The sequence below is a fragment of the Pectobacterium peruviense genome, from assembly GCF_002847345.1.
Classification (GTDB): domain Bacteria; phylum Pseudomonadota; class Gammaproteobacteria; order Enterobacterales; family Enterobacteriaceae; genus Pectobacterium; species Pectobacterium peruviense.
Map to the genome: position 1 here is coordinate 1 of NZ_LXFV01000027.1, position 3,929 is coordinate 3,929.

The 3,929-nt window shown below is 56.2% G+C and carries 1 protein-coding gene; it reads right to left on the reverse strand.

Annotated elements, in window-relative coordinates; all coding sequences use genetic code 11:
• On the reverse strand, nt 1-3,929 hold a 3,929-nt coding region (locus tag A0G03_RS17895; RefSeq protein WP_145951822.1), incomplete at both ends, for a beta strand repeat-containing protein.

Here is a 3,929-nt window from a genome sequence, read left to right on the forward strand (position 1 = left end):
ACCGACTTTTACCGTCACCGCATCACCGGCTTTCACTTCATTGCCGACTTTGCCCGTCACTGCAATCGTCTGACCCGATTCAGCAGCGTTAATCACGTTATCCGACGTAACGTTGTCGATAGTAATCGACGCGGTAGGCGCCACCGTATCTACACCATAAGCGTGACTGGTATTGGCGGTAGTAACATTGCCCGCAGGATCGCGAGCCGTCACGGTCGCAGAGATATCACTATTCGCTGCCAGCACAGCTCCCGGAACATTCACGCTCCAGGTCTTGCCATCGGTATTCACCGTCGTCTGATAGGTCTCGGTTCCCACTTTCACCGTCACCGCATCGCCTGCTTTGACGTCGTTATCAACCTTACCCGTCACCGCGATGGTCTGACCGGATTCGGCTGCGTTAATCACGTTATCCGACGTCACATCGTCGATAGAGATGGAAGCCGTTGGCGCCACCGTATCGACGCCGTAGGCATGACTGGTGTTGGCGGTGGTGACATTGCCCGCAGTATCGCGAGTGGTCACGGTCGCACTCACATCACCATTGGCCGCCAGCACCGATCCCGGAACGTTGACGCTCCAGGTTTTGCCATCAGGATTGACGGTGGTCTGGTAGGTCTCGGTGCCCACTTTTACCGTCACCGCATCACCGGCTTTGACGTCGTTATCAACCTTACCCGTCACCGCAATGGTCTGCCCGGATTCGGCTGTATTAATCACGTTATCGTTAGTGACATTATCGATAGAGATAGAGGCAACCGGCGCCACGGTATCCACACCGTAAGTGTGACTGGTATTGGCGGTGGTCACGTTGCCCGCAGGATCGCGGGTAGTGACGGTCGCACTCACATCGCTGTTCGCGGCCAGCACCGAGCCCGGAACATTGACGCTCCAGCTCTTGCCGTCAGGATTGACGGTCGTCTGGTAGGTCTCGGTACCGACTTTCACGGTAACCGCATCACCCGCCTTAACGTCGTTATCAACCTTACCGGTCACGGCAATGGTCTGACCCGATTCAGCAGCGTTAATCACGTTATCGGAGGTGACGTTGTCGATAGAAATGGACGCGGTGGGCGCAACGGTATCGACGCCGTAAGCGTGGCTGTTATTGGCGGTGGTGACGTTGCCGGCAGGGTCACGGGTGGTCACGGTCGCACTCATATCACTGTTCGCGGCTAATACGGATCCTGGAACATTCACGCTCCAGGTTTTACCATCAGGATTGACGGTCGTCTGGTAGGTCTCGGTTCCGACTTTTACGGTGACTGCATCACCGGCTTTAACGTCGTTGTCGACGTTACCGGTCACCGCAATGGTCTGGCCGGATTCGGCGGCGTTAATCACGTTATCCGACGTGACATTATCGATAGAGATAGAGGCAATCGGCGCCACCGTATCCACACCGTAAGCGTGGCTGGTATTGGCGGTGGTGACGTTGCCTGCGGTATCGCGGGTCGTCACGGTCGCACTCACATCACCGTTCGCGGCCAGCACTGAACCCGGAACATTCACGCTCCAGGTTTTACCATCGGTATTCACCGTCGTCTGGTAGGTCTCGGTTCCGACTTTTACGGTGACTGCATCGCCCGCTTTCACGTCGTTATCGACTTTACCGGTCACCGCGATGGTCTGACCCGACTCGCTGGCATTAATGACGTTGTCTGATGTCACATCATCAATAGAGATCGACGCCGTTGGCGCAACGGTATCCACGCCATAAGCATGACTGGTATTGGCAGTGGTCACGTTGCCTGCAGGATCGCGGGTGGTGACCGTGGCACTCACATCACCATTGGTAGCCAGCACCGATCCTGGAACGCTCACGCTCCAGGTTTTATCGTCGGTATTTACCGTCGTCTGGTAGGTCTCGGTGCCCACTTTAACGGTGATCGCATCGCCCGCTTTGACGTCGTTATCAACCTTTCCGGTCACCGCAATGGTCTGACCGGATTCGCTGGCGTTGATGACGTTATCGCTGGTGACATTATCGATAGAAATGGACGCCGTTGGCGCAACCGTATCGACGCCATAAGCGTGGCTGGTATTGGCGGTGGTCACGTTACCTGCCGTATCGCGCGTGGTGACGGTCGCAGAGACATCACCGTTCGCCGCTAATACGGAGCCCGGCACATTGACGCTCCAGGTTTTGCCATCAGGATTCACGGTGGTCTGGTACGTTTCCGTGCCGACTTTAACGGTGACTGCATCGCCCGCTTTGACATCGTTATCAACCTTACCGGTCACCGCAATGGTCTGGCCGGATTCAACAGCGTTAATCACGTTATCCGACGTCACATCGTCGATAGAAATTGAGGCAACCGGCGCAACGGTATCGACGCCGTACGCGTGGCTGGTATTGGCGGTGGTGACATTGCCGGCAGGGTCACGGGTGGTGACGGTCGCAGAAACATCACCGTTCGCCGCCAATACGGAACCCGGAACATTCACGCTCCAGGTTTTGCCATCAGGATTGACGGTCGTCTGGTAGGTCTCGGTGCCGACTTTCACGGTAACCGCATCACCCGCCTTAACGTCGTTATCAACCTTACCGGTCACGGCAATGGTCTGACCCGATTCAGCAGCGTTAATCACGTTATCGCTGGTGACATTGTCGATAGAGATAGAGGCAATCGGCGCCACCGTATCCACAGCGTAAGCGTGATTCGTGTTGGCAGTGGTGGCATTACCTGCCGCATCGCGGGTAGTGACGGTCGCAGAAACATCACCGTTCGCCGCTAATACGGAACCCGGCACGTTGACGCTCCAGGTTTTACCGTCGGTATTCACCGTCGTCTGGTACTTCTCGGTACCGACTTTAACGGTGACTGCATCACCGGCTTTCACTTCATTACCGACGTTACCCGTCACCGCAATCGTCTGGCCCGACTCGTTGGCGTTAATCACGTTATCCGAGGTGACGTTATCGATAGAGATCGACGCGGTTGGCGCAACCGTATCCACAGAGTAAGTGTGATTCGTGTTTGCGGTGGTGACATTGCCCGCAGTATCGCGAGTCGTCACGGTCGCACTCACATCACCGTTCGCCGCTAATACCGATCCCGGAACATTGACGCTCCAGGTTTTGCCATCAGGATTCACGGTGGTTTGATAGGTTTCGGTACCGACTTTTACGGTGACTGCATCACCGGCTTTCACTTCATTACCGACGTTACCCGTCACCGCAATGGTCTGACCCGACTCGCTGGCGTTAATCACGTTATCCGAGGTGACGTTATCGATAGAGATCGACGCGGTTGGCGCAACCGTATCCACACCGTAAGCGTGGCTGGTATTGGCGGTGGTGACATTGCCGGCAGGATCACGGGTGGTGACCGTAGCAGAAACATCACCGCTCGCCGCCAATACGGTGCCCGGAACGTTGACGCTCCAGGTTTTGCCATCGGTATTCACCGTGGTCTGGTACGTCTCGGTACCGACTTTCACGGTGATCGCATCACCGGCTTTCACGTCATTGTCGACTTTACCGGTCACCGCAATGGTCTGACCCGATTCGGCTGCGTTAATCACGTTATCCGACGTCACATCATCAATAGAGATCGACGCCGTTGGCGCTACCGTATCGACGCCGTAAGCGTGGCTGGTATTGGCCGTCGTGGCATTGCCGGCAGGATCGCGGGTGGTGACAGTGGCACTCACATCGCTGTTCGCAGCCAGCACCGCACCCGGAACATTGACGCTCCAGGTCTTGCCATCAGGATTCACGGTGGTCTGGTAGGTCTCGGTGCCCACTTTCACGGTAACCGCATCACCCGCTTTAACGTCGTTATCAACCTTACCGGTCACCGCGATGGTCTGACCCGATTCGGCTGCGTTAATCACGTTATCGGACGTCACATCGTCGATAGAGATGGACGCCACTGGTGCCACCGTATCAACACCGTAAGTGTGATTCGTGTTGGCGGTGGTGG